The organism is Methylopila turkensis, from assembly GCF_027922325.1.
GTDB lineage: Bacteria > Pseudomonadota > Alphaproteobacteria > Rhizobiales > Methylopilaceae > Methylopila > Methylopila turkensis.
Genome location: NZ_BSFL01000001.1, coordinates 947,442 through 961,121 on the forward strand (window position 1 = coordinate 947,442; position 13,680 = coordinate 961,121).

General features: G+C 65.4%; 13 protein-coding genes and 1 pseudogene. 9 read left to right on the forward strand and 5 right to left on the reverse strand.

Features of this window, described 5'->3' with window-relative positions:
• Positions 1 to 446 precede the first annotated feature (446 nt).
• Together PKE78_RS04455 and PKE78_RS04460 are read right to left on the reverse strand one after the other, a co-directional pair.
• Positions 447 to 1,075: pseudogene (locus PKE78_RS04455) on the reverse strand (tyrosine-type recombinase/integrase).
• A gap of 122 nt (positions 1,076 to 1,197) precedes the next feature.
• A complete protein-coding gene (locus PKE78_RS04460) occupies positions 1,198 to 2,088 on the reverse strand; it encodes an AraC family transcriptional regulator (RefSeq protein WP_271199629.1) in 891 nt (296 codons plus the stop codon).
• Positions 2,089 to 2,223: 135 nt separating this feature from the next.
• Between PKE78_RS04460 and PKE78_RS04465 the strand changes: the two genes are divergently transcribed.
• The 4 genes from PKE78_RS04465 (at position 2,224) to PKE78_RS04480 (ending at position 5,419) form a co-directional block, all read left to right on the forward strand.
• Positions 2,224 to 2,979, forward strand: coding sequence for an SDR family oxidoreductase (locus PKE78_RS04465; RefSeq protein WP_271199630.1), 756 nt, complete (start codon positions 2,224 to 2,226; stop codon positions 2,977 to 2,979).
• Between the two features lie 90 nt (positions 2,980 to 3,069).
• Entirely contained in the window at positions 3,070 to 3,951 is an 882-nt protein-coding gene (locus PKE78_RS04470) for an N-acyl homoserine lactonase family protein (protein ID WP_271199631.1), read from the forward strand.
• Positions 3,952 to 4,015: 64 nt separating this feature from the next.
• Positions 4,016 to 5,110: a fumarylacetoacetate hydrolase family protein gene (locus PKE78_RS04475; protein WP_271199632.1), complete on the forward strand. Its 1,095-nt coding sequence runs from the start codon at positions 4,016 to 4,018 to the stop codon at positions 5,108 to 5,110.
• A gap of 174 nt (positions 5,111 to 5,284) precedes the next feature.
• A complete protein-coding gene (locus tag PKE78_RS04480) occupies positions 5,285 to 5,419 on the forward strand; it encodes an SDR family oxidoreductase (RefSeq protein WP_271199633.1) in 135 nt (44 codons plus the stop codon).
• Between the two features lie 31 nt (positions 5,420 to 5,450).
• On the opposite strand, the gene PKE78_RS04485 is transcribed toward PKE78_RS04480, so the two are convergent.
• Positions 5,451 to 6,059 (reverse strand): TetR/AcrR family transcriptional regulator, encoded by a 609-nt coding sequence (locus tag PKE78_RS04485; RefSeq protein ID WP_271199634.1) that lies wholly within the window; start codon positions 6,057 to 6,059, stop codon positions 5,451 to 5,453.
• 211 nt (positions 6,060 to 6,270) lie between these two features.
• On the opposite strand from PKE78_RS04485, the gene PKE78_RS04490 reads away from it, so the two are divergent.
• From PKE78_RS04490 to PKE78_RS04505, 3 genes are all read left to right on the forward strand, one after another.
• Positions 6,271 to 7,791, forward strand: coding sequence for an MFS transporter (locus PKE78_RS04490; RefSeq protein WP_271199635.1), 1,521 nt, complete (start codon positions 6,271 to 6,273; stop codon positions 7,789 to 7,791).
• Between the two features lie 340 nt (positions 7,792 to 8,131).
• Entirely contained in the window at positions 8,132 to 9,331 is a 1,200-nt protein-coding gene (locus PKE78_RS04500) for a cytochrome P450 (RefSeq protein WP_271199636.1), read from the forward strand.
• A gap of 23 nt (positions 9,332 to 9,354) precedes the next feature.
• Entirely contained in the window at positions 9,355 to 10,461 is a 1,107-nt protein-coding gene (locus PKE78_RS04505) for an FAD-dependent oxidoreductase (protein ID WP_271199637.1), read from the forward strand.
• Positions 10,462 to 10,847: 386 nt separating this feature from the next.
• Here PKE78_RS04505 and PKE78_RS04510 read toward each other — a convergent pair whose 3' ends face one another.
• Positions 10,848 to 11,753 (reverse strand): LysR family transcriptional regulator, encoded by a 906-nt coding sequence (locus PKE78_RS04510; RefSeq protein ID WP_271199638.1) that lies wholly within the window; start codon positions 11,751 to 11,753, stop codon positions 10,848 to 10,850.
• A gap of 217 nt (positions 11,754 to 11,970) precedes the next feature.
• Between PKE78_RS04510 and PKE78_RS04515 the strand changes: the two genes are divergently transcribed.
• Together PKE78_RS04515 and PKE78_RS04520 are read left to right on the forward strand one after the other, a co-directional pair.
• Positions 11,971 to 12,231, forward strand: a complete 261-nt coding sequence (locus tag PKE78_RS04515; protein WP_271199639.1) for a nuclear transport factor 2 family protein — start codon at positions 11,971 to 11,973, stop codon at positions 12,229 to 12,231.
• The gene (locus PKE78_RS04520) at positions 12,228 to 13,016 is read left to right on the forward strand and encodes an SDR family oxidoreductase (RefSeq protein ID WP_271199640.1); all 789 of its coding nucleotides are present in this window, start codon (positions 12,228 to 12,230) and stop codon (positions 13,014 to 13,016) included. The genes PKE78_RS04515 and PKE78_RS04520 overlap by 4 nt, the downstream gene beginning before the upstream one ends.
• Before the next feature lie 19 nt (positions 13,017 to 13,035).
• On the opposite strand, the gene PKE78_RS04525 is transcribed toward PKE78_RS04520, so the two are convergent.
• Positions 13,036 to 13,512, reverse strand: a complete 477-nt coding sequence (locus tag PKE78_RS04525) for an Lrp/AsnC family transcriptional regulator (protein WP_271199641.1) — start codon at positions 13,510 to 13,512, stop codon at positions 13,036 to 13,038.
• Positions 13,513 to 13,680 lie beyond the last annotated feature (168 nt).

Consider the following 13,680-nt stretch of genomic DNA (forward strand, 5'->3'; position numbering starts at 1 on the left):
CGTAGGCGTGGCGGTTGACCTCACCGTTCCCGGTCAGGTCAACGTCGTAGAGCGCTCTTGTCCGCAAAACCGTTCCACATATGGCTTTGGCCATTCGGAGAATTGTCTGACGCCGAGGAAGAGGCAGGCACCTAAAGAGCTCGTCGCGAGGCTACGCTAGGTCGAAGTGCTGACCGCGCAGGGCCGGCCAGTGGCCGAAGCGATCAGGTCGATCGGCGTGACGGAGCGCCGGTAAAGCTGAAGTTGGCACCGGCTCGCGAGCAATTCCGCGACGGGGCGAAGGTTGACCTCCCGGCAGCGGACGTCTTCAAATTCCGCAATGAGTCAGCGGCAGCTCCCTGCCGCTGACCCTGACGGCAATAATGGCGTCATCAACCGCTGGAAGCAGACATCGCCTCATCGCCCTTTCGGCGCTCCTTCCCTTCCGGGCTGCCGATCGCTCAAGGTCAAAGCTCCAGTTGCTCGGAGAGGGCCAGGGCGTCGTCGACCTCAATACCTAGGTTGCGAACTGTGCTCTCGAGCTTTCCGTGACCCAAGAGCAGTTGGCAGGCTCTCAGGTTGCCGGTCTTCTTGTAGATCAGAGACACCTTCGTGCGCCGGAGGCTGTGCGCGCCGTAGGCCGTCGGCTCGAGGTCGATCATACGGACCCACTTATCGACCAGCCGGGCATACTGACGAGTTCCGATATGCTGGCCCCGGCGCGCTCCTGCTCGGGAAAAGCCAGTCGTCCGGCCGGCAACCTCTTAGTCGAAGCCATGCCGCGAGCGCGTCTCTGGCGGACTCGGTGATCTCGAACGGAACCGGTCGGCCGGTCTTCTGCTGTATGACCGTTGACCGCACGCGGATCGATCCGCCTATGGCAACGTCGCTGATCCGGAGCTTGACCAGATCGCATCCACGAAGCTTCGCATCGAGAGCGCAGTTGAACATCGCAAGGTCACGGACCTGAGCGTTGGTTTTCAACTGCTGGCGGATCGCCCAGATGTGCTTCGGCGTCAACGGCGCTTTAGGGCCGATCAGACGGCCGGCGTTCCATGGCTTTTTGCGGTAGTCGGAACAAGTCGGGCTGGCGCATTGCCTCCTCCTAGAGGCAGCCCCTCAACCCAATCATACACCCTCAAACGTTCGGCGACGCGCCAACATCGGTCGCGGCCCAAGCAGACGCTCGTACAGCCGAAGGCGTGCGTCCGACCTCGCTCAGGAGACCGCCTGAACCTGCGCCTTCGCGGCGCGTGCGCTGCGGACGGGAGAGACGCCGAACAGCCGGCCGTATTCGCGCGTGAACTGCGACACGCTCTCATAGCCGACCGCATAGGCGGCGCTGCTGGCGCTCGCTTCCTCCGAGAGCATCAGCCGCCGCGCTTCGATCAAGCGCAGCCGCTTTTGGAACTGCAGCGGCGACAGCGACGTCACGTTGCGGAAATGCTCGTGGAAAGAGGACGGGCTCATGCCCGCGGTCTCTGCGAGACGCTCGACGCGAAGCGGCCGCGCGAACTCAGCGCGTAACAGCGCGACCGCCCGTGCTACGCGCCGCACATGGCCCTCCGGCCAGCCGAGCTGGCGGATCGCGGCGCCGTGGCGGCCGGCGAGCAGCCAATAGTGCATCTCCCGCACGAGCTGGGACCCTAGCACCGGCACGGACGAGGGGCGCTCGAACAGCCGCATCAGGCGGAGCGCCGCGTCCGCCAATTCCGCGTCCGTCGGGTGCGCGCGCACCGGAGAGTGATCGCCGGCCTCCTCTTCCGGCATCTGCGCCGTCAGGTCGGCGATGACCGAAGGATCGAGCTCCAGCACCAATGAGACGTACGGCACGGCTGCGCTTGCGCGGGTGATCTGGCTTAGCGTCGGAACGTCGGCGGTGATGAGCAGGGAGTCGCCGGCGGAGAAATCGAAGGCCTTCATGCCCATCGCCACATGCTTCGACCCCTGAAGCACAAGCGCCACCAGCGGGCGTGGGATCTGGTGGACGAGTTCGCTGGGCGTGGTGGCGCGCACCAGCGTCAAGCCCGCGACGGGCGTGTCGAACACGCCGTCGCCGGTCCCAAGCGAGACGATATGCGCGCGGACGGCGTCAAGCAGGGCGGTCATAGCCGAAAGCTAGACCGCTAATGGGCGCGATGCACGTCGTTTCGGAGGAATAGGCAAAAACCGTCGAGCATCGGGAAACAAGCGAGGGACCCGGCCGACCATGTTCGGCCTGTCCTCAAAACGGAGCTTCCGAAGATGACCACCATCTCCCTCGTCACCGGCGCCAGCCGCGGTCTCGGGCGCAACACCGCGCTCAGCATCGCCCGCGGCGGCGGCGATGTCGTCATCACCTATCACAGCCGCTCCGACGAGGCCGACAAGGTCGTGGCCGAGATCGAGGCGATGGGCCGCAAGGCGCTCGCCTTCCGGCTCGACAGCGGCTCGGTCGCGGCGTTCAGGCCCTTCGCCGACACGCTGAAAGCGGCGCTCCGCCAGACCTGGGGCCGCGAGACCTTCGACCATCTCGTGAATAACGCCGGCCATGGCGATTACGCGCTGATCGCGGACGCGACCGAGGCGCAGTTCGACCGGCTGGTCGACGTGCACTTCAAGGGCGTGTTCTTCCTGACCCAGGCGCTGCTGCCGCTGATCGCCGACGGCGGGCGGATCGTGAACCTGTCGTCTGGCCTGACCCGCATGTCCTACCCGGGCTACGGCGCCTACGCCGCGGTCAAGGGCGCGATCGAGACGCTCACCCTCTACATGGCGAAGGAGCTCGGCTCGCGCGGGATCGCGGTCAACACGGTGGCGCCCGGCGCGATCGAGACCGATTTCGGCGGCGGCGCGGTGCGTGACGACGAAAGCCTCAACAAGGCCTTCGCCGAGATGACGGCGCTTGGCCGCGTCGGCGTGCCGGACGACATCGGGCCGATGATCGCGAGCCTGCTCGCCCCCGCCAACCGCTGGGTCAACGCGCAGCGGATCGAGGTCTCGGGCGGCCAGATCATCTGACCGCCGCAGGCCGATGGCGGAGCCTCACGAGCTCTGCGGCGCAACCACGAGGACGAGTCCCGACGACCTGGGACGACAGGAGCGAATCCGATGAACAGGCGACACGCCCTTGCGGGACTGGCCGGCGTCGCGGCCGGGGCCGCTTTGGCCGTGACGCGACCGGCGCGCGCGGCTTCCGACAAGAAAGGCCCGGCGACAGCCAAGACGGTCGAGCGCATCTATGTGCTCTATTCCGGCGAGGCGCGGGTCGACGACCGTTCGATCTACTCGCCCGGCGTCCATGTCGGGGAGCCCATCGGCCTCAGTTGCTACGCCTATCTGATCAAGCATGCGGACGGCTGGACACTTTGGGACACCGGCATGGAGGACAGCCTCGCTCAGCTGTCCGAGGGCCGGATCATCGCGCACGATATCCGCGGAATTGCGAAGCGCACCATCGCGGGGCAGCTGAAAGAGATCGGGATCGACCCGCAGGATGTCAGCACGATCATCCTGTCGCACGCCCATTTCGATCATGCAGGCAACTGTCGGCTGTTTCCAAACGCGCGTTGGATCGTTCAGAAGGCCGAGCGGGACGCGATGTTCGGCGACAAGCCCGACAGTTTCGGCTTCCTGCCGCACCTCTACGACACGCTGCGCTCGAACCCGACCGAGGTGGTCGAGGGCGACCACGACGTGTTGGGCGACGGCTCGGTGACGCTGATCGCAACCCCCGGCCACACGCCCGGCCATTGCAGCCTGCTGGTGCGTCTGCCCAAATCCGGCCCCGTCATCCTGAGCGGCGACGTGGCGCATTTCGCGGAGAGCCTTCATCACCGGTACGTGCCGAAGTTCAACTCCGACCCGGCGGCGAGCAGGGCCTCGATGGATAAGGTCGAGGCGCTGATGCGCCGCGAAGGCGCGAAGCTCTGGATCAACCACGACGCCGCGCAGATGGCTTCGCTTCCCCTCGCGCCGAAGTGGATCGAGTGATGGGGGGCAGATCGACGTCCGACCGAAAGAGAACTGGAACGCGCCGCCCCCAAGGAGAACAGCCATGACGCAACAGCCGCAGGATTTTCGATCCGATCACCAGCCGCCCGCAATCGCCGGCATGCTTGATCATCCCGACGCTTCCCGCCGAACCGTCATGCTCGGCGGCGCGGCGCTGGCCGCGACGGTCACGGGCGTCGCCAGCGCGCAGGAGAGGTCGTCGCGCTCATCGAGCCGCGGCAGTTTCGAAGACGTGGCGACGCTCGGCGCGCGGATCGCGAACCTGCGGAAGGATGGCGGCTACGCTCTTGGCGTCGAGACCGAACGCGGCGTTCTCGACGTCGGCGCGACGGCGCAGTCGCTTGGCCTTGCCGCGCCAGTTGACGTCGACGACCTGCTGCAGAACGGCCGCGGCGCGGAGCTGCGCGCCGTCATCGAGGCGGCGAAGGCCGAGCCGGGCAAGGCCGTGCTCATCGATCTCGCGACCGCGACCTTCGCGCCGTTGGTGACGCGGCCGGAAAAGATCATCTGCATGGGCTTCAACTACCGGGAGCACGCCAAAGAGACCGGCACGCCGGTGCCGAAGACCCCGCCGCTGTTCAACAAGTTCAACAACGCGCTGAACCGCCACGGCGGGACGATCGCGCTGCCGACCAGGGTCGCGCGGCAGTTCGACTACGAGACCGAGCTCGTGATCGTGTTCGGAAAGGAATGCCGCGACGCGACGGAGGAGAACGCGCTCGACTTCGTGGCGGGCTACGCGACCGGCAACGATTTCTCCGCCCGCGACCTGCAGACCGCGACCTCGCAGTTCATGATCGGCAAGACCTCGGACGGCTTCGCGCCGATCGGCCCCTGGCTCGTCACCCGCGACCGGGTCCCCGACCCCAACAACCTCAAGCTCAAGACGGTGGTGAACGGCCGCAGCCGGCAGGACTGGTCGACGAACGACATGATCTTCAACTGTCGCCAGCTGATCAGCTTCGCCTCGGGGATCATGACGCTGAAGCCCGGGGACGTGATGTTCACCGGCACGCCTCAGGGCGTGATCTTCGGCGAGAAGGCCCCGCGCGAGGAGCGGCGCTGGCTGGAGGCCGGCGACGAGATCGTCTCGTCGCTTGAGGGGCTGGGCGAGCTGCGGTTCAGTCTGACCAACTAGTTGGGCCCTCTCCGAAACGCGCTTTTGTACAATTGCGGTATGCGGGCTTGAGCCAGACCGCGATCGGTTCTCAGCGGCAAACCACAATCAGCCGAAGAGCGCCAAAATCTGACATCGGCCGACTGCCCGACGGCTGACGTTTGGCGATACGTGCGGCTGCCTCTTGGCGATCCGATGCGCCAGCTTACCGCTACCGGCCGCTTCGGCGAGGGCGCCGGGATCCGGCATGCCGTCACCTATCTGGCCAGCGACAAGGCTCGATATGTCACCGGCACGACGCTGACGGTAGACAGCGGCGCCAACGCCTGACCGGAATCGGACGCTCGCTGCGGACTGTCGACTAAACCTCGGCGAGATCCGACGTCTGCGTCATTGCGTCAACCGCGAGAGCCGCACTCCGCGCGACCGAGACGAGACGTTCCGTCGACCAGCCTTGGCGCGCGTGTGCGGACAATCCCTGCATGACGGACGCGACCAGGTCGCTTACCGGCTCCGCCAGATCCGGTCGCGACCTGGCGACGAGGTCGCGCACGCGCAGGCGGCCGCCCTCGGCGATCTGCCCGGCAGCGGCCGCGGCGCCGGCGTCGCTGCAGTTCCGGGTGGCGTTGAGCACCAAGCAGCCCTTCGTCGCGGCGTCCCGGCTGTAGGCCTCGGCGCGCGCGACAAGATATTTTTCGATCGGCGTCGCGACAGCGTCGTTCTCGACCATGAATGAGTCGATTGACGGCGTAGCGCCGCTGTAGCGGTTCAGGATCATCTCGAAGAATTGCGCCTTGCTCCCGAACGCGGCGTAGAAGCTCGGCGCAGCGATGCCGATCGCAGACGTCAGGTCCGACAGGGACACGCCGTCGTAGCCCCGCTCGTGAAAGAGCCGCTGCCCCACGTCGAGCGCCTTTTCCAAGTCGAATAACCGGGGCCGCCCTGGCCGGCCCGATTTTTTATCGGTCAATACAAAATATCCCTTGCTGCGCGCTGCGCTATGGATATATAGCGCGTACTAAATTATTCACAAAGCGGGAACTCGATTCATCGTCGCAGGACGGTGCGCCGCCAACTGAGGCGCAGGGCCCAGCTCGTCCCGGCAGTCGCGGCGGCGCCGCAGCGCCGGCCAGACTGACGTCCAGCGGCGGCCCGACCACCTGAGGCGAAGCTCCGGTGTCTTGACCAGTCTGGAAACCACCATGGAAATTCACTCTCTGAAGCGGCGTTCCGCGGCCGTTCTTGTGGCCGTCTGTCTCGCCTCCGCGTCGATGCCGCTCGCCTTCACGGGGCCGACCATCGCCCTGCCGGCCATAGGCGCGGCGCTCGGCGGATCACCGGTCTCGATCAGCTGGGCGACAAACGCCTATCTGTTGACCTTCGGCAGCCTGCTTCTGGCGGCCGGGGCGATCGCGGACCGATATGGTCGCAAGCGGGTGTTCGCCATCGCGACGGGCGCATTCGCCCTTCTGTCGCTGATGCTCGCGTTCGCCCCCGACATGACCAGCTTCAACCTGATCCGTGCAGCTCAGGGCGTCATGGCCGCCGCCGCCATGTCGGCCGGGATGGCCGTTCTGGCGCAGGAGTTCCAAGGCCCTGGACAGCTGAGGGCGTTCAGTTTCGTTGGAATGAGCTTCGGAGTCGGCCTCTCGGTCGCGCCGATCGCTTCCGGTTATGTGTTCGAGCTGTTCGGCTGGCGAAGCATCTTCGCACTGGTGGTCGCCTTCGACGTCGCCGCCTTCCTCATCGGCATCGTCTTCATGGCTGAGTCGCGGGATCCGGAGGCCACGACGATCGACTGGCCGGGAAGCGTGAGCTTCACAGTCGCGCTCGCAACCCTGACGACGGCGATCCTTGAGGGTCCGGGCCGCGGATGGTCCGACCCGATGGTCGTCACCTTCTTCGGAGCGGCGGCTGCCCTTCTAGTCGCGTTCGTCGTGATCGAACGTCGCGTCTCTCGTCCGATGCTGGACCTCGATCTGTTTCGGTACCGACAGTTCGTGGGTGTCCAGCTTCTTGCGGCCGCCCCCGCGTACGGCTTCGTCGTGCTTCTGATCCTGCTTCCAATCCGGCTTGTAGGGATCGACGGCATGTCCGCTCCGGAAGCTGGCCAGACCATGCTCGCCATGTCGGCGCCCTTGCTGCTGCTACCGCTGCTGGCGGGTTCGCTGACCCGCTGGCTGTCGCCGGCGACGCTTTGCGGCCTCGGCCTTGTTGTGACCTGCGTCGGCGTATTCTGGCTCGGCCAAGTCCCGATCGGTGCTGGCGCTGCCGACCTCGTCCCCCCCCTTCTCGTCATCGGCCTTGGCATAAGCTTTCCGTGGGGCCTGATGGACGGGCTCGCGGTCAGTGTTGTGCCCAAGGAGCGCGCCGGCATGGCCGCAGGCATCTTCGGAACCGTCCGCGTGGCCGGTGAAGGCGTCGCCCTGGCGCTCGCTACGGCGCTGCTGAGCGGCCTAGCGCAGGCCCGGGTCCTACCGCTGATCGCCCAGCCTGAGGCCTCATCGTTGATTGCGGAGCGGCTCGCGACGGGGGACTTCGGAGGCGCCTCGGCGCTCGCGCCCGAGGTCTCGCCGCCTGCGCTGCTAGCAAGTTACGGTCACGCGTTCAGCGCGCTCACGCTGTGCCTCGCCACCGTCACACTCATCACGGCGCTGGTCGTGTTCCTCTCGCTGCGGCCACCGGCGGCCCACAAGGCCTGAGCGCCTCAAGGTCAAGGCCAAGATGGGGCGTGACCGATGTCCGTGGTCAACACCGCCTCAAGGTCTGCGGGATCACGGGCTGCGGATCGCCGATGCCTCGATCATGCCGTGCACCACGGTCGGCAACATCATGGCGCCGTGTGTCGCCATCGGTCAGCGCGCGGCGGACATGATCCGGATGCAGCACGGGCTGTCCTACGCTGAGGTTTCAAGCTCGGCGACTGACGCGGCTGTCGAGGCAGTCACCTGAAACGCCGTTACCAGCCTTCTCTCATGAGATCAGACCGCCGGTAAACCGGCCGGGCGGTCGCACACCCATCAGCGCCAGGAACAAAACACCATGCTCGACACCATCCAGGACGTCCCCGTCATTGCGTCCGCCGATCTCGAAACGGATCCGCACGGTACGCTGCGTCGCTATCGGGCATCCCACCCATTAGCTGCCCTCGAATCGGGGGGCTACATCGTTCTAGGTTATGAGGATGTCAGTCGGCTCGCCCGCGATCCCAGATTGCAATCGACCGAAGTCGCCCTGCCGGCGCAGGCTGGCCTGTCGCAAGGCGCACTTTTCGACATCTTCGCGCACGGCATGCTGACGGCCAATGGCGGGGTTCACCAAGCGCGCCGCTCACCGATGTCGAGGGCGCTCGCTGGCGAAGTCGCCGAGGAGTATGGACGCCATGTCAGGCGCAGCGCGCACCTCTTGATTGACCGCTGCCTTGCCGACAGCAAAATGGAGCTCGTCAAGCAATACGCAGCTCCGTTGCCGGCTCTCGGCCTGGCAGGGCTGCTAGGCGTGCCCGATGGCGAGGTCGCCCCGTTCCTGCGCGACATCGACGCAATGAACGCGTTCTTCCGCCCCGATGCGACAGCTGCCACCGTTTCCTCCGCGGAGAAGGCGGCGGCTCAGGTTCGCAGTTCGATCGGGCTATTGATCGATTGCGAAGGCGACGATCAGACGGGCGGCTTCCTGCAGCACTATGTTCGGCTCGCCGAGAGCGAGCCGCTGCACGCGCGGGTCGAAACCCTGACGCAGATCGTCCAGCTCATCATCGGCGGCACGGAATCCGTGCGAACAGCGATCGTCGCGCAGACGGCGAACCTGCTGGCGAACCCGCAGCAGTGGCAGGCGGTCCGCGACAACCCAGAACGCGTTCCCGCGGCTGTGGCCGAAGCCATGCGCTTCGAGCCGGGCATCGCAGGCCTCGTCCGGTTGTCGGCCGAAGACATTGAAATAGAGGGTCGCACATTGCCGGTGGGGCAAGTCGTCGTGCTGTCGGTGATGTCGGCCCTGCGCGACGAGCGAATCTTCGATCGTCCCGACACATTCGACATTTTCCGCAGGGATCACGAGCCCTCCCAACTCGGCTTCGGCGACGGTGCGCACCGATGCGTGGCCGAGGCTCTCGGACGCGCCGCGCTTCAGGAGGCTCTGTCGGTTCTGGCCGAGCGGCTTCCGCATCTGCGGCTCGAGCAGCCGCCGGTGTTCTGCGGCCACGTCTTTGTCCGCGGCAGCACCGAGTGTCGCGTGAGCTGGTGATGGTGCCCCATGGAGCCAAGAAGATGCGGATCCTGATCGTAGGCGCCGGCATTGCCGGGCTGGCCACCCACCGCGCCTTGTCGCAGCGCGGATTCAAGCCGACCATCGTGGATCGAAATCCGGGTGCGGGAGAAGGAGGCGCCGGACTGTTTCTTCCTGGAAACAGCGTAAGGGCGCTGGAGCAGCTGGGACTGCTTGACAAGCTACTCGAACACTCCCACCCGATTAAACGACAACGGATCTTTGACGAGAACGGGCGGCTGTTGAGCGAGATTGACGCCGCTGAATTCTGGGTCGGTGTCGGGCCCTGCAGAGCAGCCCGGCGATCGACGCTGTGGCAGTTGCTGAGGGGCGGCACCGATACGGACGTGATCACGACATCGGTCGCGGCGATCGACGATCGAGGCGACCGTTGCCGCGTTCGTTTCGACGACGGCGAGATCAGAGACTACGATTTACTCATCGGTGCAGACGGAGTCGGATCCAGCGTCCGCAGGCTGACCTTTCAGGACTGTCGCCAGCCCGAATATGTCGGCAACATCTGCTGGCGTTTCATCGTTCACAACGTCGCAGGCGTCGCGGACTGGACGGTGCTGCTAGGCCGCGATCGCAGCCTGCTGTGCAAGCCGATTTCCCCCTCGGAGCTCTACGTTTACGCGGATCTCGCGGTACCGAAACACGAGGTTTCCCGCTACACGGCTGCAACGCGTCTGGAGCCGCTTTTCGAGGGCATAGCTGGCCCATTGCGGCCCGTGCTGACGCTGGCTCAGTCGGCGAATGTCCACTTCGCCGAACTCGTGCGGCTGCGGCTGGACCGGTGGCACCGCGGCCGCGTGGTGCTCGTCGGCGATGCCGCGCATGCGGGCCCGCCCAGCATGGCCCAGGGGGCGGGCCTGGCCCTCGAGGACGCCCTGGTTCTTGCCGACGAACCGGCCGCAAGTCCAAGCCTAACGGTCGCCCTTGCGCAGTTCGAGGCCCGCCGGAAGCCGCGCGCCGATTGGGTTCACCGGCAGAATGCGTCGCGCGACAGGGCGCGCCGCCTTCCCCAATTTGTCAGGAACGCCCTGTTTCGCTTCGGCGGGCCAATGCTCTACCGACATTCCTATGCGCCTCTTACCAAGCCTGTCTGAACCCGAATTCAGTTGCACACTATGGGGCTACCATCTTGTTGCATCAGCGCTGCGATGATCGGGCACGGCCATGAACCGTGCCGCGAAGGGATGAGGGCGATGGCCCCCGCAGGCGTTCATTTCGCCTTCCCGGCCGCGGTGCGGTTCGCACTGGATTGCCCGAGAACGGACGTTCTCGACGTCGGTTAAGGGTCATGCGTGGACGGCTTCGCCGGGCGGCTCCGCGCTAAAAGCTGAAGTTGGCGACGTGCTCAAAAGCAGACGTTGGCACGCAGGCTGAATTCAGTCTGAAATCGATTGTGCAATCGCCTATGTCAAACTTCTTTCGACGCCTCAGCCGACGTACTGAAAATATTTAGTTAATCCCTCAAGGCATTCATCGGCTGTCATGACCTGACTTGAGTGACGCGACCTCGAGCTAGATCGACGAAAGCCCTGAAGGCGGCGGATGGATTTTTTCGTCCGGGATAGTAGAGACACAATGGCGCGACCGGCTTCATCCAGTCATGGAGAACGCGGACCAAGCGTCCCGCCTCGATGTCTTCGCGAATGTCTGACTCCATGAAGTAGCCGATCCCGATCCCACTCAGCACGGCGGCGCGAGCGAGGCTCGCTTCATCAAGGGTGATCGGCCCCTCGACGTCGACCACGACGGGATGGCCGTCCTTCTCGAAATGCCATCGGTAAATCGCGCCATCGGGGAGCCTGACCCGAATGCAGGCATGGTCGAGCAGATCGAGAGGCGCGCGGGGCTCGCCATGCTTTTCAAAGTAGGCGGGAGAGGCGACGACGGCGTTTGATCTCGGATGGCCAAGGGGCGCCGCGATCATGTCGCTCGGCACGAGATCTGCGCTTCTGACGCCGAGATCAAAGCCTTCGGCCACAACGTCCACAAGCCGCCCCTCGGTGACGAGATCGATGTGCACGCGAGGAAAGCGTCGCAGATATTCGAGAATGACAGGCGCCAAAATCTCGCGCGCGGCTGTCGGGAAGGCGTTTATCCTGAGCGTGCCTGAAGGGATTTCCTGCTGCGACTTCACGGTCTCCATGGCGTCGTGAATGTCGACGAGAGCAGGACTGACCTGCTCCACGAAGCTCCGCCCAGCGTCGGTCAGCGACACGCTGCGTGTGGTCCTGTTGAACAGCCGTACGCCGAGCCGCCGCTCGAACTTGGCGACGATGTTGCTGAGCGACGTCGTTGAAATCTGCAAGTCCGCCGCCGCCGCCCGAAACGATTGACGGCGCGCGATCGCCACGACGGCGTCCAGTTCGATGAGAGCGTGCGCCGCCATTATCCCGATTTTCGCAATACCTCATTCCTTTCTATCCCGATTATCGCTTCGGTTGTCCAGTGCTAAATCGCTGACATCGACGCCTCGCAAGCTTAACGAGCGCAGGAGGCGATCACCGAGAATCCTCATCACCAGAGCCGGGGTCCGCCATGACGCCAGAACTCCCAAACCCATCGCCGCCTATGTCGACGCCAATGCGCGCCTCGACGCGGACGGCATGCTGAAGGCCTTCGCCGCGGACGCGGTCGTCCTGGACAACGGACGCCGTCACGAGGGCTTCGCCGAAGTGCGGACGCTGCTCGAGACGGAAGTGATCCCTGTCAGGGCGATCTTCACGCCGGACACGGTTCGCGAGGAGAACGGCCAAGTCGTGCTCGAAGGCCCGGCCCATGGCGACTTCAAGGGCAGCCCGCTCCGGTTCACTTACCGGTTCACGCTCGCGAACGAGCTCATCAAGGCCGTGGAGATCACGCTATGACCGTCCGGGTCGATCCGGCCGAATTCGCCGGCAAGCGCGTGCTCGTCAGCGGCGGCACGAAGGGTCTGGGCCGCGCGACCGTCGATCGTTTCGTCGCGGGCGGCGCCAGGGTGATAACCGCCGCGCGCGGAACCCTTCAGCCCATCGACGGCGTCGCGTTCGTCGAGGCGGATCTGACGACGGCCGAGGGCGCGGCGACCTTCGCCAGAGCGGCGCTCGAGCAGATGGGCGGCGTCGACATCCTCGCCCATGTCGTCGGCGGCTCGTCGTCGCCGGGCGGCGGTTTCGCCGCTCTCGCCGACGATCACTGGCTCGCCGAGCTTAACCTGAACCTGATGCCGGCCGTCCGCCTCGATCGCCTGCTCGTTCCGCAGATCATCGAGCGCGGCGCGGGGGCGGTGGTGCACGTCACCTCGATCCAGTCGGTCCTGCCGCTTCCGGCGTCGACCACGGCCTACGCCGCCGCGAAGGCCGCGTTGAGGACTTACAGCAAGTCGCTCTCCAAGGAGATTGGACCCAAGGGGGTGCGCGTCAACACCGTCTCGCCCGGCTGGATCATGACCGAAGCGGTTGCGGGCTTCCTCGAGCGTCTTCAGGCCGCGAATGGCGGCACAGTCGAGGACGCGCGGCGGCTCGTGCTCGACAGCCTCGGCGGCATCCCGATCGGGCGCCCGGCCGAGCCCCACGAGGTCGCGGACCTGATCGCCTACCTCGCCTCGGACCGTGCGGCCGCGATCCACGGCGCCGAGTTCGTTATCGACGGCGGGACGATACGGACGGTCTGACGGCTGCGCGGTCGGCCGATCAGAAGGTCAATCGGGCGTTCTCCCTGACTTCTCTCATCACGAAGAAGGTCCGGGTGTTCTGGACGCCCGGCAGGGCGATGAGCGTCTGGCTCTGCAGCTTGTTGAAGTCGGCCAGGTCACGCGCGCGGATCTTGAGGAAGTAGTCGAACTCGCCCGCCACCAGAATGCAGTCGAGGATCTCCTTTATCTTAAGCACCGCCTCCTCGAAGGCGTTGCGGCTGTCGGGCGAAGACCGGTCGAGGACCACGCCAATCATCACAAGGGCGCCCAGAGCCACCGAAGCAGGCGCGACGTCCGCCCTGAAGCCGGTGATGTGGCCATTCTCGAACAGCCGCTGCGTCCGTCGGTGACAGGTGGCGGGGCTGGCGCCCACGCGGGCGGCGAGATCGGCGTTCGTCAGCCGGCCGTCGGCGTGAAGCGCGCGAAGGATCTTCAGATCGATCCGGTCAAGCGTAGTGTTGGAAGGATCTTTCAACTCTGCTCTCATTTTGAACGATCAACGTCTTTTTTGTTTCAAAGGAGCCCGCGCAGGGCAAGCGGGAAGGTCACTTTCGAAAGCACCTTTCTCACCTGTTCCCTTATCGTCCGCTCCTCTCCAAACCGGGGTTAGCGCCTTGATCAACGTCGTCCGCACCACTGCCGC